Source organism: Paenibacillus sp. FSL R7-0273 (genome assembly GCF_000758625.1).
Taxonomy (GTDB): domain Bacteria; phylum Bacillota; class Bacilli; order Paenibacillales; family Paenibacillaceae; genus Paenibacillus_AQ.
This window is the reverse complement of record NZ_CP009283.1, coordinates 6973056-6991279: the sequence shown is the minus strand read 5'-3', so window position 1 is coordinate 6991279 and position 18224 is coordinate 6973056. Positions and strand designations below refer to the sequence as shown.

General features: G+C 56.3%; 15 protein-coding genes. 9 read left to right on the top strand and 6 right to left on the bottom strand.

Annotated elements, in window-relative coordinates:
- Window positions 1-83 precede the first annotated feature (83 nt).
- Together R70723_RS30035 and R70723_RS30030 are read left to right on the top strand one after the other, a co-directional pair.
- Window positions 84-437, top strand: a complete 354-nt coding sequence (locus tag R70723_RS30035) for a FlxA-like family protein (protein WP_039877774.1) — start codon at window positions 84-86, stop codon at window positions 435-437.
- Between the two features lie 343 nt (window positions 438-780).
- Entirely contained in the window at window positions 781-1644 is an 864-nt protein-coding gene (locus R70723_RS30030; protein ID WP_039877772.1) for a nitroreductase family protein, read from the top strand.
- On the opposite strand, the gene R70723_RS32465 is transcribed toward R70723_RS30030, so the two are convergent.
- Window positions 1637-3319 carry an ATP-binding cassette domain-containing protein gene (locus tag R70723_RS32465; RefSeq protein WP_052421521.1) on the bottom strand — a complete coding sequence of 561 codons (1683 nt, stop codon included), beginning with the start codon at window positions 3317-3319 and terminating at the stop codon, window positions 1637-1639. The genes R70723_RS30030 and R70723_RS32465 overlap by 8 nt on opposite strands.
- The gene (locus R70723_RS30020; protein WP_039877768.1) at window positions 3316-4128 is read right to left on the bottom strand and encodes an ATP-binding cassette domain-containing protein; all 813 of its coding nucleotides are present in this window, start codon (window positions 4126-4128) and stop codon (window positions 3316-3318) included. The genes R70723_RS32465 and R70723_RS30020 overlap by 4 nt, the downstream gene beginning before the upstream one ends.
- 204 nt (window positions 4129-4332) lie before the next feature.
- Here R70723_RS30020 and R70723_RS30015 point away from each other — a divergent pair, with 204 nt between their 5' ends.
- Complete coding sequence (locus tag R70723_RS30015) at window positions 4333-4941, top strand: biotin transporter BioY (RefSeq protein ID WP_039877764.1); 609 nt, start codon at window positions 4333-4335, stop codon at window positions 4939-4941.
- Window positions 4942-5029: 88 nt separating this feature from the next.
- Here the strand turns inward: R70723_RS30015 and R70723_RS30010 are convergent, their stop codons facing one another.
- The 3 genes from R70723_RS30010 to R70723_RS30000 all read right to left on the bottom strand — a co-directional run bounded on the left by R70723_RS30010 (window position 5030) and on the right by R70723_RS30000 (window position 9340).
- On the bottom strand, window positions 5030-6532 hold the full coding sequence (locus R70723_RS30010; RefSeq protein WP_039877762.1) for an alpha-amylase: 1503 nt from the start codon (window positions 6530-6532) through the stop codon (window positions 5030-5032).
- 32 nt (window positions 6533-6564) lie between these two features.
- The gene (locus R70723_RS30005; protein ID WP_039877758.1) at window positions 6565-7410 is read right to left on the bottom strand and encodes a DUF72 domain-containing protein; all 846 of its coding nucleotides are present in this window, start codon (window positions 7408-7410) and stop codon (window positions 6565-6567) included.
- Between the two features lie 340 nt (window positions 7411-7750).
- Window positions 7751-9340 carry a histidine kinase N-terminal 7TM domain-containing diguanylate cyclase gene (locus R70723_RS30000; RefSeq protein WP_039877756.1) on the bottom strand — a complete coding sequence of 530 codons (1590 nt, stop codon included), beginning with the start codon at window positions 9338-9340 and terminating at the stop codon, window positions 7751-7753.
- A gap of 407 nt (window positions 9341-9747) precedes the next feature.
- Between R70723_RS30000 and R70723_RS29995 the strand changes: the two genes are divergently transcribed.
- From R70723_RS29995 to R70723_RS29970, 6 genes are all read left to right on the top strand, one after another.
- Window positions 9748-10530 carry an ABC transporter ATP-binding protein gene (locus R70723_RS29995; RefSeq protein WP_039877753.1) on the top strand — a complete coding sequence of 261 codons (783 nt, stop codon included), beginning with the start codon at window positions 9748-9750 and terminating at the stop codon, window positions 10528-10530.
- A gap of 2 nt (window positions 10531-10532) precedes the next feature.
- On the top strand, window positions 10533-11342 hold the full coding sequence (locus tag R70723_RS29990; protein ID WP_039877751.1) for an ABC transporter permease: 810 nt from the start codon (window positions 10533-10535) through the stop codon (window positions 11340-11342).
- Window positions 11342-12241 carry an ABC transporter permease gene (locus tag R70723_RS29985; RefSeq protein WP_052421520.1) on the top strand — a complete coding sequence of 300 codons (900 nt, stop codon included), beginning with the start codon at window positions 11342-11344 and terminating at the stop codon, window positions 12239-12241. Before R70723_RS29990 ends, R70723_RS29985 begins: the two co-directional genes overlap by 1 nt.
- A 141-nt stretch (window positions 12242-12382) precedes the next feature.
- On the top strand, window positions 12383-13492 hold the full coding sequence (locus tag R70723_RS29980) for an ABC transporter substrate-binding protein (RefSeq protein WP_039877750.1): 1110 nt from the start codon (window positions 12383-12385) through the stop codon (window positions 13490-13492).
- Window positions 13493-13583: 91 nt separating this feature from the next.
- On the top strand, window positions 13584-15047 hold the full coding sequence (locus tag R70723_RS29975; protein WP_039877748.1) for a CoA-acylating methylmalonate-semialdehyde dehydrogenase: 1464 nt from the start codon (window positions 13584-13586) through the stop codon (window positions 15045-15047).
- 39 nt (window positions 15048-15086) lie between these two features.
- Entirely contained in the window at window positions 15087-16454 is a 1368-nt protein-coding gene (locus tag R70723_RS29970) for an aspartate aminotransferase family protein (protein WP_039877747.1), read from the top strand.
- On the opposite strand, the gene R70723_RS29965 is transcribed toward R70723_RS29970, so the two are convergent.
- Entirely contained in the window at window positions 16420-18108 is a 1689-nt protein-coding gene (locus R70723_RS29965; RefSeq protein WP_039877745.1) for a PucR family transcriptional regulator, read from the bottom strand. The two genes, R70723_RS29970 and R70723_RS29965, sit on opposite strands and share 35 nt — an antisense overlap.
- Window positions 18109-18224: the final 116 nt, after the last annotated feature.

Here is an 18224-nt window from a genome sequence, read left to right as displayed (position 1 = left end):
CCTCATTTTCAGCAAACTTTCAGCCCGCTTTAAGCTTACATTTTGGCAGGGGGTATATAGTGAAAGGTGAAAGGGGGACAGGCATGAATATTTCATCCGCAGCATCCACAGCTTCCGCTTCCTACACCACCTCCGGCGCTACTGATACCAGTGCTCTCGAGAAGCAAAAGGCGAAGCTGGAGGCTGACCTCGACAAGGTCGAAGCCGGCAGGGACGACGAGAAGACGAAAGAAACCAAAACGAAGCAGCTTGAGCAGCAGATTAAGCAGATTGAAGCCCAGATCGCCCAGAAGTCCAAAAGCAGCAGTTCTTCTGCGGCTGCCGGAAGCTTACCTGCTGACAAGCCCTCAGACACCAATCTGCTGAAGGCTGCCAGCGCAGCACAGATTGCCGCAGCTACAACCGACAGTGCAGGCAGATTCGATATTCGGGTCTGAGCAGGCACCTGCACCACATTAAGCTATTTCAGAAAAGAGGACATCCTTTGCCGTGAGGGAGGTCCTTTTTTTTTGTGTAATGTTTTTTGTTAACAGTAAAATACAATTTTGTCCTCAGATGTGGATAAGTTGTGCATAACTCTGAGGATAAATGACCTGAACCTTACCCTCTCCAAAGGGAAGCTATGCAGTATCCTTTGCAAATGTTAAAATTATGCTGTGAAAAAAGTTACGATCTGCAAGGATTTAGCAAGTGCCACAACGAGCCGGACTGGGTCCGGTGCTCCATTTAACTTCCAAGCATTAACTTAACAGGACGATACGGCAAAAAGGGGCTGAGTCTATGGACATGGCGGTTATGGATATTATTGAGAAACGCAGGTCGGTTCGCACCTATGAGACAACTCCGATCGGGGCGGATGTGCATGCTTCTGTTATGGAATATCTGCAGCAGGAGGATAACAGGCGCGGACCCTTCGGCGGGACCTGCGGCATTGAATGGGTGTGGGCGAAGGGGGGAGGCGATGACGGGAAGGCCGTCAAGCTTGGTGCCTATGGCGTCATCCAGAATCCGCAGGCCTATCTGGCGGGAGTGGTCCGCAATGACCAGACGGCGCTGCTGGAGTTCGGTTATATTTTTCATAAGCTGATTCTGTATGCTACAGGGCTTGGCCTCGGGACGTGCTGGATCGGCGGGACGTTTAACCGCAAGTCATTCGCACGCGAGCTGGCGCTCCAGCCGGGGGAGATTATTCCCTGCATTACACCGCTCGGCTACCCGCGGGAGAAGCAGAGGCTGCTGGATGCGACTATGCGTTACGTGGTCAAAGCCGACCAGAAAAAGCCGTGGCGGGATTTATATCATGATGCCGGCTTCGGAAGCCCGCTGGCCCCGGAAGCCGCCGGCAGGCTGGCCGCTGCGCTGGAGATGGTCCGGCTAGGCCCTTCGGCCTCCAATAAGCAGCCGTGGCGGATTGTGCTGTCCGGAGACCGGCAGCAGGCTCATTTCTACTTGCAGCATACGCCCAATTACAGCGGGAACAAGCTGGGGTTTGAAATGCAGCGGATTGATATCGGCATTGCCGCCTGCAATTTCGAGCTGGCCTGCCGCGAGCTTGGCATAGCGGGTGCATGGACAGTATGCGATCCGCAGCTGGGTGCCATCGACCAGCATACGGAATATATGCTGAGCTACAAGCTCAGCTGACCCGGGAGAGCCACCACAGCCCGGCCGCCACTAGAACAACATAAGCCAGCGCCCTCGTATCCGCAGAACGCCAGCTCAGCGGATACGAGGGTGTCCTGGCTTTTTTCGGATCGTAGCCGCGCGAATCAACAGCGGTAGCCAGCTCATCCCCCATACCGATGACCAGGATGAGAAGCGGCACAATCAGCATGCTGATCTGCCGCGGGGTCCAGCGTGTAAGGCCGCGCTGCGGCTTGCCGCGCGACTTCAGCGCCAGCTGCAGCTGGCTGAGCCTGCCGAGAATCCAAGGCACGAACTGCAGCGTGACCGATGCAGCCAGCGACCAGCCGCGGGTACGGATGCCAAGCCGCTTTAGCGGAGTAAATGCCCACTCCAGCGCTTCACGCAGCGGTGCGCCGGAGGTGGTCTCGGTGAACAGAAAGCCGAGGGCAATCAGCAGCAGAAAGCGCAGCACGCTCTGCCCGCCGCGTACTATTCCCTCAGTGCTGAAGCCGACCGGTCCAAGCGTGAGGTCCGGGGAGGTCCAGTCCAGGGCGGACAGCAGCCACAGGAAGAGGAACATCAGCAGAAAAGGGCGGAAGAACCGCAGCGTCCGGCTCCAGGGAACCGCCGCTGAGCCAATCAGCCCGGCGGCCAGGACGGAGGCCAGCAGCAGCGGAAGCGGGCTGTCCATGCCCAGCACGACCAGCGAGCCGAGCAGCATCCCCAGCCACTTAACCCGGGGGTCAAGCTCCTGCCAGTATAATTGGCGGCGGGGAATGGTCCGGCTGCCAGGCCGGGCAGTCCCGGCGGCGGCTGCGTCAGGAAGCGGGATCAAGCTGCCGGCAGCGGCTCGTGAAGACGGAACGGGCGGAATGCTGTCTCCGCCGGGAGCGGCCAGCGGCAGCTGCTCCAGCTCTGCCAGCAGCGCATCCAGGCTGTCCGGCTGCTCTGCCAGCAGCCCCTGCCGGCGGAGCCGTTCCCCGATGCGCGAATAGGCAGGCGGTTCCAGCCCGGCCGACCGGAGCAGCCGGTGATCTGCCGCAAGCGGCGCTGCGGGTCCCTTATAGCAGACGTACCCGCGGTGCATTACGACGGCCTGGTCAGCCAGCGGCAGCAGGCTATCCAGCTCATGCGTGCCGATAATCAGGGTGATGCCTCCGTCCCGCAGCTGCTGAATCAGCTGCAGCAGCGATTGTGCTGCTGCTGGATCAAGTCCGGCAGTCGGCTCGTCAAGAATCAGCAGCTCCGGCTGCAGGGCAAGGGCGGCGGCGATGCACAGCCGCCGCTTCTCCCCGCCGCTGAGCAGAAAGGGCGACCGCCCGGCGTACACCTCATAGGGCAGGCCGACTCTGGACAGGGCACTGCGGACACGCTGTGCCCGCTCTGCCTTCGGGACGCCGTGCTGCTCCAGACCGTATTCTATTTCTTTATGTACACTGCCGGAGAATAGCTGGGTTTCAGGCTGCTGGAAGACTATAGCTGTGCTGGCAGCAGCATCTGAAGCCCCGCTGTAAACAATGCTGCCTGCAGAAGGCTCGGCCAGCCCGGCCAGCAGCCGCAGCAGTGTCGACTTGCCGCTGCCGGTGACACCGCACAGGACAGTCAGTGTGCCGCTTCGAATCTCCAGGTTAACATCCTGCAGAGCTGCGGCGGCATCATACAGGAATGAGACCTTTTCGGCTGTTATGTTCATAGCACAGCCTCCAGTTCCTGCTCGTTAAGCGGCAGCAAGCTGAGCGGCCAGCCGCGTGACTGCAGCAGCCGGCCGATGCGGACAGCCGGCGGCGGCTCCCAGCCCAGCAGCTCCGGGAGTCCGGAGCTGTAGAACAGGGTGCGGGGATCCCCGTCAAAGCGCAGTATCCCCTCCTCCATCACGGCGACCCTTGGGCTCTCCGCGAGCTCCTCCGGCCGCTGGGTAACCCACAGCACCGTTGTCCCCTGCTGCCACAGCTCCCGGGCCAGCTCCAGAATATGAATCCTTCCGGCAGGGTCCAGCATAGACGTTGCCTCATCAAAGATAATCATATCCGCCTGCAGGGCCAGACAGCAGGCCACAGCAAGCCGCTGCCTTTCTCCCCCGGAGAGGGTGACGACATCATGGCCTGTCTTATGGGCAAGGCCCACCTGCTGCAGCACGCGGCGGATCTGGGCATCCATCTCATCCCGGGCCAGCCCGCGGTTCTCCAGCCCGAAGGCAACATCCTCATAGGGGGTGGAGCCGATGTTCTGGGATTCGGGATTCTGGAATACAAGCTGGATATGCTGCTTCACGGCTGTGCGGTTCGCCGCAGACCGGAGATCAAGACCGGCTGCGTGCAGGCTGCCGGCGGACGGTATATTGAGGCCGTTGAACATCCGCACCAGAGAGGACTTGCCGCAGCCGTTCGCTCCGGTCAGAGCGACCCATTCGCCGCGGGCGATATGTATGGAAATTCCCTGCAGTACCGGAAGCCTGCGCTGGCCGTCCCGGTATGAGAAGGTTATATTTTGCGCTGTAATCATCGTTATACCTGCTTCCTTGACACCGTTAGTCTGCAATTGCTCTTGATTATAGCAAAAATATAAACATTGATGTATACAGACCGGGATGTTAAAATAACCCCACAAAGCGGGGCCTCTTATGGCTGCTGTGTCAGGACCTTTGCAGGGACCCCCGAAAACCTATACATTCATTACTTCTAAAAAAAGTGGGAGGACCTACCGCCAATGAAAAAATGGACGACCCGCGGCCTGATCTTCAGCGCATTATTTGCCGGAGTCATGATTGCACTCAGTTTCCTCAAAATCTATCTGCCGATTTCGGCTGTGCCGATTACGCTGCAGACACTGGCAGTGATGCTGGCGGGTGCGGTGCTTGGAGCGCGCTACGGAACGCTGGCTGTGCTTATTGTTATCGGCCTTTGTGCAGCCGGATTCCCGGTTATGGGCGGCAGCGGTGGAGTAGCCGTACTGGTGGGGCCGACGGCGGGCTATATTTTCTCCTGGCCGGTTGCCGCCTTCCTGATTGGCCTGTGCTCCCAGCGTATGAAGCAGAATAAATATACGTTTCCCAAGCTGGCAATTGCCAACATTGCATTTGGCGCACTGCTGGTCTATCCCGGCGGTGTATGGTGGCTGGCGCATTCTACAGGAATGGATTCCTTCTCCAAGGCGCTGACTGCAGGAATGTGGCCGTTTATTCCGGGCGATCTGGTCAAAGCGGTCCTCTGTGCAGGCGTTGTAACAGCTGTACGTCAGGTGTATCCGATCGAGCGGATCCTGAACAGCGGCAGCGAAGGCTGGGCTGAGGGCGACCATCCGACGGTCAGCCGCTAAGTGGAGCTTTGAGCCCGCAGGGCTTACCGGATCACAAATAGAAGCGGCCGCCGTCCCGATCAGGACGGCGGCCGCTTCTGTTTCGTTATTAATGCTTTTCTGCGCTGTCAGCGCTCTGCTCCTGCTCCGCATCCTCCTGGTCCGGCAGCGCCCAGACGGATACACTGCCGCCGTTTACCGGAAATACGGCCCAGCCGTCCTCACCGATGGTTATAGTCTCCTCGCGGTTACGGGTGACATCCTCCCAGACCTCCCCGGCCCGTTCCTCACCCAGGAACATCCGTTTCTCACCGTTATCGCCGTTTGAGATCACTACTGCACAGCCGGAGCCGGGCAGCTCCTCCACACCCCGGCGCACCCAGCCGATGGTGTTGGGATGATCGAAATAATCATCCTGATCGCCGTAGGCTTTGTGATACCGGGTATAGAGCAGCGGATCAATGGCAGCCTTCTTCGGATCAACCGGAGTCGGGCCGCCAATTCCATAGTAATCGCCATAGAAGACAACAGGGTAACCGTCACGGCGGAGCAGAATGAGCGCGTACGCGCTTTGCTTGAACCAGTCGCCAACCCAGGATTCCAGCGCCTCATGAGGCTGTGAATCGTGGTTGTCCACGAATGTTACGGCATTCAGCGGATGGGTCTGGACCAGCGTATCCTCAAAAATTTTCGTCAGATCAAAATCCCGGCCCGCCAGTGAAGCGGAATAGAGCTTGTAATGCAGAGATACATCGAACAGATCGATCTGGTAATCAACTGTATTGAGGAATTCGCGGCAGGCTTCAAGATTTGAATTCCAGAACTCGCCGACGATATAGAAGTCCTCGCCGCGCTTTCTTTTCATTTCCTGGGCGAACTCTTTAATAAATTCATGGTTGATATGCTTAATGGCATCCAGCCGGTAACCGCTGCACTGCAGGGTATCAACCAGCCATTTCCCCCAGTTCAGCATCTCCTGTTTAACATCCTCATGGAGGTAGTCAATGTTGGCGAACATCAGGTAATCGTAATTTCCGAATTCATCGTCCACATTCTGGTTCCAGGCCCTGTTCTGGCCGTTGATCCGGAATACGCCGGTCCGGCCTTCTTTGGCGTCAAAGTCGGTGCCGTTAAAATGGGTGTGATCCCATTTGAAGGCGGAATACTCCTCGCCGCGTCCCGGGAAGGTGAACTTGGTCCAGCCCTCAATCTCAAAGGGCTCAGAGATATCCTTGTTGCGGTCATTCGGGTCCACCTCAATGACCTCGAACACCTCTGTCTCATCTGCACCGGCTTTATGATTCATGACGAGATCCACATAGACCGCGATGCCGTTCTTCAGACACTCGGCGATCGCCTCGACCAGCTCCTGCTTTGTGCCGTATTTGGTCCGGATCGTGCCCTTCTGGTCAAACTCGCCCAGATCATAGAGATCGTATACGCCGTATCCGGTATCCTCGCCGGAGACGGCTTTAGTTACAGGCGGAACCCAGACCGAATCAATATAGGCCGCCTTGAGATCCGGGGCCATCTCAGCCAGCCGCTTCCAGTGCTGCCCGTCCGCTTCCACATGCCACTCAAAAAACTGCATCATCGTATGGTTTCTCTTCATCTCTATAACCTCCTATATATGTAGACCGGTATTCAGTTAAACAGGTCCAGCTGAAGCGGGGCCAGGCCGCCGTCAATGCCGAGCAGCGACTGCAGCTCTTTGGCATTGGGGGTAGCGTCACCTGCGGAGTTATTGTTGAAGACCACGTACAGCTCGCGGCAGCTTTTTTCCAGCTCCAGCAGGCGGTCCCGCCATTCCGTCAATTCTTCTGTGCTATAGCGGTACAGGTAGCGCAGCTTGCGCCAGTCGGGGTGGCTGCTCTGGTTCCAGCCCTGGACATTGCGGCCGTGCAGCCGGATATACGTGATATCGGGATGGGTTGCCGCAGGCACGATGGGGATGGAGCCTGAGCCCGCCTGCGGCTCATCGGCTACGGTATGAATCCAGCCTTCACGTTCCAGAAAGCCTAGTGTTCTGTCGCGCATTTCCGGGCTGTACCAGGACTCATTGCGGAATTCCACCGCTGACGGAACATCCAGCATTCGCTCTTTGACCTCGCGCAGGAAATCTACATTTTCCTTGGTGCAGTCAAACCAGGGCGGGAACTGGAACAGGGCCATAGCCAGCTTGCCGGCCTCCCGCACAGGAGCGATGGAATGATGAAACGCTTCGTACATCTCACCGGTGGAATCATAGTAGTTCTTTTTACCGCGCAGATGCCCGGTCATTCCCTGGTAGGCTTTTACGATAAACTGGAAGTCATCCGGAGTCTGTGAGGCCCACTTCACATAATTCCGGACCGGCTGTACCGCATAAAAGGAGCTGTCGATTTCCACGATGGGAAAATGGGCGCTGTAGGCAGGAAGGCGTTCTGCGGGCTTGATTTTGCCGTACAGCTCATCGTGGTCACCGAAGCCGGTTAGCCCGATCTTGATCATCGCATGGTCCTCCTTGCAGTGGTCTTGTTACAGGAGTGAGGAGATTAGCTAGTTCTTATTAAACTGAAATTGTCCTGCTGCAAACAAGCGGGCTGATTAATGACTGTAAATGAGGCAGCATGAAGGCAAATGGGGCGGCATAATGCCGGTATCCGGTATATCGCTATGGGTGCTGTTATCGCCAAAAGATTGCAGGGATATACTCCGCGGGCTGGCCCGGATTCAGCTTGAATATTGTTACACAGGAGGAAGCGTTGAATGGAACACAGATTTGACGCAGGACAGCCCCGTTCCAAGTGGAACGGGGCTGTCCTGCGTCATGCCTGCGGGCCTGCTTCTGTCAGGGTCTGAAATGTGTAATTGCCGCTCCGCTGGACAGGTGCACAGCGTTGCGTCCGGCACGCTTGGAGGTGTACAGGGCATGATCGGCTTCAGAGAGCAGCTCCTCCAGAGACAGGGCCGGCGGACAAGCCTCCACTACGCCGAAGCTGGCTGTTACATTAATCTGGCCTGATACTGTGTACATCGGGCTGCGCTCCACATCACTGCGGATCTGCTCGGACAGCAGGGCAGCCTGCTTCAGCGGAGTATCCGGCAGGCACATTACAAATTCTTCTCCCCCGTACCGTCCGAATACATCCCCTTCACGGATATGCCGGGCACATACGCCTACAACATGCTGGAGTGCCATGTCGCCGTACTGGTGGCCGTAACGGTCATTGATGCTTTTGAAAAAGTCGATATCCAGCAGAATAATGGAAAGGGGACTTGTCCTGTCCAGCGCCTGTGTCAGCAGCCCGCGGCTTAGCTCCATGAAATGAGTCCGGTTATAGATATTGGTAAGGCTGTCGATTGTGGCAAGCTGCTGGAGCTTCTCCTGAAGCAGGGTCCGTTCGGTTACGTCAATCAATACGATCATCCGCCCGGCAGGCTGGCCGTCCTTCTTGAGCACCGGAGACGAGCGGACCTGATAATAGCAGTTGGTTCCGCCTATATTCCAGGCCAGCTCCCGTTCCTCGCTCAGCAGCGGGTCGGCATTCATCACGTAATCTACGGCATCCTTGCCGGCAGGAAGAAACAGCTGGGCCAGAGAACGCCCGATTGCAGAAGAGTCCAGGCCCTCCATCATCCCTGTGGCAGCCCGGTTATAGTCAATCAGCAGATCAAAGCGGTCGGTAACGAGCACCCCGTCACGCATGCTCTCGAATAAGTTTTCACGGGCAATGGGGGCGGCGGTCAGCATCCCTCTGGACAGAATAGCCCAGAAATACAGGGTTGAGGTCACGCTCATAATGACCGGTACAGGGTCCATGCCGTAAGGGGTCTTGTCTATTAAATAGAGGAATGCGCCGAGGGCCGGCAGAAACTGCCCGATGAAGATGGTGATCATCTGCCGCCGGTATACCCGCTTCATCCGGTTCCACTGCCAGAGGATCAGGAGCATTCCGGCAAGCATAGAGCCGAAGGTTACGCTGCCCTGCACGATATACCAGGGGCCCATCACGATATCAATCAGAGGAGAAGGCGCATCCTCCCGGAAGATCATCGATTTGTAGAACAGATGATGATACTCGTTGGTCCATACCAGCAGGACGGAAATGATGGGGACGGCGAAGAGCGGAATCAGCAGCTTTTTGTTAATCAGGCGCTCCAGTCCCACGAAATGCATAATCATGAGAAGACTGCAGGGGGCAATAAAAGGCATTCCCAGATATTCGACCTTGATCCAGAATCCGATTTCCTGCATGGAGTTACCCGACAGCTCAAGGGCAAAGCCGAAGGTATAAACGGCAGAGAAAAAAGAGCTGCATATAAAAGCTCGGATCCCGGCAAAATCGGTCTTCTTATAGTAAGCGAACAATGCAAGGAGTGCATTCAGCACTCCGGATATAGAAACAAAAATAATATAATTTGATATTAAAGATCCCATGCTGCAGGCCTCCTCACAGGGTAGGCGTCAATTGCCGGTTCTGCTACAGCGGGCCGCAGCCGTTAGTAAAAGGAATGAACACCGGCGAATTTTCTCCTATATTATCAAGGACGTACATAAATAGTATCACAGTTGGCTGCGGTTGACATTCAGCCTTCAGGAGTGAAATGCCCCACTTCATTATATCGGCACAAACCGCAATCTTTAATAATCCAAATTGCCGCCTAGACAAAGTGACGGAATTTCACAGGTGCTATTTTACTTTTTGTCTAGTGAGTGTCCGGGAAGTGGAGTGTATTATGTTAGTTAATCCTACACGGACGCTTAATTCGTTTCTCTAAATTAAATATTATGTTATGTTAATTAACACTAACTAATCCGATTCAGGAATAAAGGGGGAGCTGGACATGTCACTTGTAGCGGCAAAGATTCCTGAAATACAGCTGGAAGATGTCGAAATGCGTTATCAGACAGAAACGGCAGATGTGCTGGCGCTGCATCAGGTAAGCCTTGATATTGCCAAGGGGGAATTTGTTTCTTTGCTGGGCCCGTCAGGCTGCGGCAAAACAACACTGCTGAGACTTATGGCAGACCTCCTGACACCGACTGCGGGCAATGTCACTGTAGCAGGAAAAAGTGCCAAGGAGGCGCGGCTGGCCCAAAAATACGGAATTGTGTTTCAAAGCCCGGTGCTTTACGACTGGCGCAAGGTGAAGCACAATATCACCCTGCCGCTGGAGCTGATGGGTGTCAAAAAGGCGGCCCGTGAGGAAAAGGCGCTTGAGCTGCTGGAGCTTGTCGGGCTGCAGGGCTTCGCTGACAAATATCCGTGGCAGCTGAGCGGAGGCATGCAGCAGCGTGTGGCGATTGCCCGTGCCCTCTCCATGGAGCCGGAAATTCTGCTGATGGATGAGCCGTTCTCGGCGCTGGATGAGTTTACCCGCGAACGGCTGAATGAGGAGCTGCTCTCTGTCTGGGCCAAGGTGCAGAGCACCATCGTATTTGTAACCCATAGTATACCGGAATCGATTTTTCTATCGGACAGAGTGTTCGTGCTCTCGCCGCATCCGGGCAGGCTGTCTGCTGTTGTGGATATACCGCTGCCGCGTCCGCGCACGGCAGAGATGCGAAACAGCCCACAATTTTTTGAGCTGATCGCCCGGATCCGCGACAGCTTTGAAGGGGTGTAGGGATGAAGGCGAACAGCTTGCTGCGCAGCCGTCACCTGCCGCTGCTTGTATGGATCTGCGGCCTGCTGGCGGTCTGGGAGGCGGTCTCCTGGCTGCTGCTGCATGTGGTGCAGACGCCGCTGGCCCAGTCGAAGCTGCCCTATGTCCATGAAGTGGCAGCAACCTTATGGAAATATAGCGGAACGCTGCTGAAGGAGGGCGGAGCAACCTTCGGCAATGCGGGCATAGGCTTTCTGATTGGTGCCGCCGCCGGCGTGCTGCTGGCTGTGCTGATGAGCCTGTCCAGGACGATCGAGCGGCTCGCCTTTCCCTACGCGGTTGCTTCGCAGATGATCCCGATTCTGGGCCTTGCCCCGATTATCTACGGAATCGTCCGCGATGAACAGGTGTCGCGCGTTATTATCTCCGGGTATATCACCTTTTTTCCGGTTGCGCTGAACATGCTGCGCGGACTGCGCAGTGTCGATCTGTCGGCGGTGGAGCTAATGCATTCCTATGCAGCCCGGCCTTGGGCCGTATATTGGAAGCTGAAGCTTCCGGCTGCGCTGCCGGGATTGTTCAGCGGCCTCAAAATCGCCGCCCCGCTCGCCGTAACGGGAGCTATTCTGGTCGAGCTGATGGGTGCGCAGCACGGTATTGGTGTCATTATGCTGCGCAATCTGTATTACGGGCCCTCCCACACTTACATGTTCTGGTCCACAGTGGTGGTCGGTGCACTGCTGGGTATCGCCAGCTACTGGCTGATAACGCTCATTGAACGGCTGATAGCGCCATGGCAGCCTGAATTCCGGTCAAAGGGAGGCGACCGCTGATGAGGAGCAGTTCAGTGCAGGAGCCCTCGTATCTGGCTGCTGCAGGAGGAGACAGTCCGGCTTCATCTCTTATAACAACGAAAGAAAATGAGTATTTAGCTTCTAAGAAGCAAAGAGGGCGGCGGTATTTGTTCAAATGGCTTAATCCCGGAGTGATTTTACCGCTGGCCGCGGGTGTAATCTTCCTGCTCCTGTGGGAGCTTGAGATGTTTCATAAACTGTTTGATCTGAAAAAATACCAGCTCCCGCTCCCGTCGGCGATCTGGGAGGCGATGCGTGAGAATTACAGCCTGCTGCTGTCCTACACCGGCTATACCCTGACTGAGGCGGTGCTGGGTATGCTGATCGGCTCAGCCTGCGGCTTTCTGATTGCGCTGGCGGCAACCGCCTGGCCGCGCTGGGGCGGCGGCAGCTTGACCCTGGTGGCGGCGCTTAATGCAGTGCCGATTGTGGCACTGGCGCCGATTATGAACCTGTGGTTCGGCGACGGCATCGGCTCGCGGGCGGCTATCGTTACCGCAACCACAATGGCGGCAATGGCAATCAATGCCTACAAGGGGATGTCGGCGGTAGATCCGCTGGCGCTGGATCTGATGCATTCCTATGCGGCCGGCAAGCCTGCGGTATTCCGGCATTTGCGGATTAAGAACAGCCTGCCGTATGTATTCACGGCGCTCAAGATCAATGCGACCGCAAGTATGATTGGAGCTATTGTCGGCGAATTTTTCTTTTCCTCGCGGGGGCTGGGTTATCTGCTCTCCAATTCCATCAAGGTGGCCAAGATGCCGCTGGGGTGGTCGTGTATTGTGCTGGCGGCTGTTGCCGGTGTTATCTTCTATCTGGCTGTGGAACGGCTGGAAAAGGTGTTTATCAAATGGCATCCTTCCCAGCGTTCATAGCGTCCTTCAAGCTGTTACATCCGGAATCCGCGTAAGGGAGACAGAGAATCTGCACGCGGACCGTATGCATATAAGCACCAAGATAGTAACCATCCTGTGCTGTGTGGTACTACAAACTCAAATGGGTAGGGGGAGTTGCGTGTGAAGAACGGGAAAAAGGGTAGGTTTCGCGGCGGACTGCTGCTGGCTTCAATGATCATGATCCTCTCTCTGCTGGCAGGCTGCGGAGGCGGCAACAATACGAACGCGCCGGCGGCAGGAGCAAATGGAGCGGCGGAGGCCTCTGCATCTCCGGAAGCGGGAGCGCCGGCCGCGCCGGCGGCAGAACCGGTGACAGTTAAGCTGCAACTGAAATGGGTGCCCCAGGCACAGTTTGCCGGTTATTTTCTGGCGCAGGATAAGGGGTACTATGCTGAAGAGGGGCTGAATGTTGAAATTTTGCCGGGCGGGCCGGATATTGTACCTGAACAGCAGGTGGCCGGGGGTTCGGCAGACATTGGTGTGGACTGGGTAGCAAGTCTGCTGACCAGCCAGGAGCAGGAAATGCCGCTTGTGCAGATTGCGCAGATCTATCAGAAGAGCGGGCTGGTGCTGGTGTCGAAGAAGGATGCGGGTATTAACGGCCCGGCAGACCTGAAGGGCAAAAAGGTCGGGAACTGGATGGGCGGCAATGAGTTCGAGCTGCTGGCGCTGTTTGACAAATACGGGCTGGATTCGAATAAGGATCTGAATTTTACGAAGCAGGGCTTTACGATGGACCAGTTCCTCGGCGGTGAAATTGATGCGGCTTCAGCCATGACCTACAACGAATATCAGGTTGTGCTGGAGTCAGGCATTAAGGCCGAGGAGCTGAATGTCATCGATATGAACAACGAAGGGGTGGCCATGCTTGAAGACAACCTCTTTGCCAATTCAGAATGGCTGGAGGACAACAAGGAGACGGCAGCCAAGTTCGTCCGCGCCTCGCTGAAGGGCTGGAAGGATGCGATTGCTGATCCGGAGGCTGCCGTAGACAGTGTTATGAAGCTGGCTGAGGAAGGCAGTACAACCCGTGAGCATCAGCTGACGATGATGACTGAGGTCGCCAAGCTGATTCAGCCGGAGGGCTTTGATATTGCCAGGCTGGGGTATACCGATGCTGCGGCCTTCCAGCAGACGGCAGATATTGCCCTCAAGTTCGGGGTAATCAAAGAGGCTGCCGATGTAAGTGCAGCCTATACGAACGAAATTGTTGAAATGGCAGCGCAGTAAGGCTTCCGCTCATAAATAACCCGCAGATGACCGCCTTACCGGCGGTCATCTATTATCATCAGGGATAAGATCAAAGGAGAGGTGAGAGGCGATGTCTCTGGTATTGAGGCAGGCGGAGAAGGTCAGGAACTATGTGAACGGGATATGGACGGTATCAGCCTCCGGGAAGGAAGAGGAGGTGTTTAATCCTGCTACCGGCGAGGTGATCGCATATGTCCCGCTATCAAGCAGGGAAGAGGTGGATGCTGCGGTGCAGGCAGCGGCAGAAGCGTATAAATCATGGAAGAGGATAGCTGTCCCCCGGAGGGCCCGCTATTTCTTCCAGTACCAGCAGCTGCTGCAGCAGCACCGGGATGAGCTGGCGGAGCTGATTACGCTGGAGAACGGCAAGAACAGGGAAGAGGCGCTGGGTGAGGTGCAGCGCGGCATTGAATGCGTGGAGTTCGCCTCAGGAGCTCCTACGCTGATGATGGGCAGCCAGCTGCCGGACATTGCATCCGGAATTGAATCCGGAATGTACCGCTATCCCTTAGGGGTGGTCGGCGGCATCGCCCCGTTTAACTTTCCGATGATGGTGCCCTGCTGGATGTTCCCGCTGGCGGTTGCCTGCGGCAACACCTTTGTTCTGAAGCCGTCGGAGCGGACGCCGCTGCTGGTTAACCGGCTGGCGGAGCTGTTCGCCGAAGCGGGGTTCCCGCCGGGCGTGCTGAATGTGGTTCACGGTGCGCATGAAGTGGTGAACGGCCTGCTTATGCATGAGGAGGTAAAGGCGGTGTCCTTTGTCGGCTCACAGCCGGTGGCGGAATATGTCTATAAGCAGGGGACGGCTTATGGCAAGCGTGTGCAGGCGCTTGCAGGTGCCAAGAATCACTCGATTGTGCTGCCGGATGCCGACCTGGACAATGCTGTGAAGAATATTACTGCGGCTGCCTTCGGCTCAGCAGGTGAACGCTGTATGGCCTGCTCTGTTGTGGTTGTGCATGAAGCCGTCGCCGATGAGCTGGTCAGCCGCCTGCTTCAGGCTGCTGACAGCCTGAAAATCGGGGACGGCAGGGAAGAGGGCGTGTTCCTTGGTCCGGTCATCCGTGAGGCGAATAAGGAGCGGACGATCCGCTATATCGAAACCGGCATCAGTGAGCAGGCTATGCTGGTACGCGACGGCCGGAAGGATAGCGCAGCAGCAGGTGCAGGCTATTTCCTGGGGCCGACGATCTTTGACCATGTGCAGCCGGGGATGACCATCTGGCAGGATGAGATTTTTGCTCCGCTGCTGTGCGTTGTGCGCGTCAGGGATCTCGCAGAAGCGATAGAGATCACGAACCGCTCGCCGTTTGCCAACGGCGCCTGCCTCTATACGGACAGTGCCAGGGCGGTCCGTGAGTTCCGGGAAGAGATTGACGCGGGAATGCTTGGGGTTAATCTCGGAGTGCCAGCACCGATGGCCTTTTTCCCTTTTTCCGGCTACAAGAAATCCTTCTACGGTGATTTGCATGCCAACGGGCGTGACGGCGTGGAGTTCTACACACGCAAGAAAATGATTACTGCACGTTATTAGCGTTCAATCAAAAACAGGATTTGGAGAGGAGTGCCTGTCATGCAGAGCCTGGGTAAAGAGAGCGAAGCGATCCTCAAGAAGGATCAGCGTTATTTATGGCATAACATTACACCCTACAGTGAACAGAGTCCCCCGATGATTGCGGCTTCGGCCAGCGGGTCGTGGGTTACTGATATAGACGGGAATAAATATCTGGACGGCATGTCCGGGCTATGGTGCGTAAATGTCGGATACGGCCGTAAGGAACTGGCCGAGGCTGCCTATAATCAGCTGCTCAGCCTGCCTTATTTTCCGCTCACCCAGAGCCATATGCCGGCGGTTGCGCTTGCCGAGAAGCTGAATGAGTGGCTGGAAGGCTACTATGTGATCTTCTTCTCCAACAGCGGCTCGGAAGCGAATGAAGCAGCCTTCAAAATCGTCCGCCAATACCACCAGCAGACCGGGCAGCATTACCGGAGCAAATTCATTGCCCGTTACCGCGGCTACCACGGCAGCTCGCTCGGAGCGCTGTCGGCAACAGGGCAGGCGCAGCGCAAATACAAATATGAGCCGCTCGCTGCCGGCTTCCTGCATGTGGCTCCGCCGGACAGCTACCGCCGCCCCGCAGGCATGTCTGTGGAGGCGTTCAATCTGCAGTGTGCCCAGGCCATTGAGGACACGATTGTGTGGGAGGGGGCAGAGACGGTTGCTGCAGTAATCATGGAGCCGGTTATTACCGGCGGCGGCGTCATTGTGCCGGAACAGAGCTATCTGGACCGGGTGCAGGAGATCTGCCGCAAATATGGCGTGCTGCTGATAATGGATGAGGTCATCTGCGGCTTCGGGCGCTCCGGACGTAAATTCGGCCATCAGAATTTCGGAATTAAGCCGGACATCGTCACTATGGCCAAAGGGCTGACCAGTGCTTATCTGCCGCTGTCAGCAACTGCGGTACGCAAGGATATCTATGAAGCCTTCAAGGATAACAGTGACGGCTATGGTCATTTCCGCCATGTGAATACCTTCGGCGGCAACCCGGCGGCCTGTGCACTGGCCCTCCGTAATCTTGAGGTTCTGGAGCAGGAGCAGCTGGTGGAGCGTGCCGCTATTCTGGGCCAGAGGCTGCACAGCGGATTGTCCGGTCTGCTCGGGCACAGGCTGGTCGGGGATATCCGCAGCTTCGGGCTGATAGCCGGCATTGAGCTGGTTGCGGATAAGAGCAGCAAACAGCCTGCTGATCTGGATATTGTCAAAGGCATTATTGCTGAATGCAAGGCTAAAGGTCTTATAATCGGCAAGAACGGAGATACCGTAGCCGGCTTCAATAATGTACTGACCCTGGCGCCGCCGCTTTCCTCCACAGATGAAGATATACAGTTCATTATTGATACGGTCACAGCTGTGCTGAACGGGGGCTGGGGAGCGTAAGCTTCTCCGGATACAGCAGCTGGTAGGCACGCAAGGCAACCTGTATGGAGATGCGGTTCTCGGGCAGCATGAAGTCCTCGCCCAGCAGCTCGGTGATTTTGTCCAGCCGGTAGTATAGCGATTGTCTGACAATGAACAGATTGCGGGCGGCAATCTGCTTGGACCCGTCATGGTCGAGGAATACGCGCAGGGTCAGCATAAGCTCGCTGCCCTTGGACTGGTCATGGTCAATCAGGGGGCCCAGATAGCTGCGGATAAAGTTCTCCAAGGTTTTGCCGTCATTGAGGTTGAGGAGGAGCTGGAATACGCCCAGTTCCTCATAGAACAGCACAGGCTTCTGATAACAAGAGTAAAGGGACAGTGATTGTACGGCTTCCTGATAGCCGGCATACGCCTGCTTCAGGCCTTTATGGGACTTGCTGACTCCGGTGACGAGCTGCAGGTCCTTCAGCTTTTCGTCGGCCCGGATATGCTGCAGTGCGTCAAGCGCCTGCTGCAGCCGCAGCTTGCCGGGGAGTCTGGACTGGATGTCGAGTGCGATTACAGTAAGGCGGTTGTTCTTGAGGGTGATCAGCGGCCGCAGGGAGTATTTCTCGAAGAGGGATCTGATGATAAGCGAAAGGTGGAAGGTGATGGATTCCCAGTCGTTCTCCGAGCTGTTCCATTTGACATCGCGCGGGTTCTCGATTTCGATCAGGCAGACCCGGTAGCTCAGCTCGTTCACGACATTGAAGTCCGGCCCGACCAGGCCTTTGAGCCGGTTATCATCCTCTATGCGTCCGCTGATCAGCTCATCGACCCACAGATTCTCAGAGAACAGCTTGCGTTCCTCCATATACCGGGTGCGCAGCAGCTCCTGGGCGATTGAAAGGGAAGCGGAATCAAGCAGCAGGCAGTCAAATTCCTGCGGCTTGTGATTGCTGACCATCATGATATATGCCCAGGTCTGGTCGAGCGCGCCTACCGGCTTCAAGGCAATCATCCGGTGTCCGAATTCACGGGTATAAGGTGCGGCGTCCGGCTGTACGCCCTCAAGCTCCTCTCCCAGCGATTCGAAGAAGCCCAGCAGCGGGAGCTGCTCATCCGGGGGAAGTGCAGGGAAGAACAAAGGCTTGCCCTGCAGCTGCATGTAGACGATTTGGGTGCGGGTGCTTTTGCATAACAGCTGCAGCACCTTCAGGGTGCCTTGGGAGGTCAGGGTTAGCCGGTGGAATTCACGGGAGATGCTCTCAAGCTCCTGAAGCATCCGGTGGTGGCGGTTGATAATGAGGGAGTGCAGATCGAGTGTAATGTCTACGAAGCGTACTGTGCGGGTGAATACGATCAGCGGAAAATCGTGGCGCCCGGCAAGGTCGATCATCTCCTGCGGAATTATGCTGAAGTAAGCACCGAGCTCGATGCACAGGCAGGCCGCATTTTTGTGAATCAGATTGTGCATAAAGGCCAAGGCTGCGCCGGTATCCGCGCTGGCACCCATGCCTGTAGTCAGAATCATCTCCTCGCCATGGATCAGACTCTCGAAGCTGGCGCTCTCCAGTACATGCACCCAGCGCACTGCCCGGTTCAGCCCGTTTTTTCCGCCGATAATCTCGGCCTCTGCGAACAGCGGCCGTCTCAGCGCGTCGCGGACAGTAAATACAAGTTCCCAATCCATATGCTTTCCCCCTCGCTTATATATCCTGCTAATGGCTCCGGCGTAAAAAATACACTTTTGAAATTAGACAATGTGTCTAATGTAACAAAAAAACGAAATGGATATAGTTTGAATAT